Genomic DNA, 309 nt, shown 5'->3' with positions numbered 1-309 from the left:
GCCGCCGCACCAGCCCAGAAACAGGCAGAGCAGAAGGTACTTCTTTTTGTTCACCTTGTGCCTTACGCGGTTCTTTTTCCAATCGTGATACTTACCAAAGAGGCCCGGGCTCTTCTCCTTTTCAAGATCGATGCCGGCTTCCAGCTTGGCATCCTGCAGCGCCAGTTCCGCCTTGATAAAGTCATCCCGGGTGAACTCTTCGCCGGTCTCCAGCTTGTGGAACACATCGTCCGTTACCTGATGGCGGCTGCCGGTGCCGTAATAGCCGGTGCTCCAATCGTCTTTATCCTCGTCGTAGTGCTCCACATC

At 55.3% G+C, this 309-nt stretch carries 1 protein-coding gene; it reads right to left on the bottom strand.

The features are described from left to right. Positions 1–309: hypothetical protein (locus P0G09_RS17785; protein ID WP_275253332.1), on the bottom strand; the 309-nt coding region annotated here is incomplete at both ends.

The organism is Faecalibacterium sp. DFI.5.82 (genome assembly GCF_029076575.1).
Taxonomy (GTDB): domain Bacteria; phylum Bacillota; class Clostridia; order Oscillospirales; family Ruminococcaceae; genus Faecalibacterium; species Faecalibacterium duncaniae.
The sequence above is the reverse complement of the archived record's forward strand: the minus strand, read 5'-3'. Positions and strand labels throughout refer to the sequence as shown.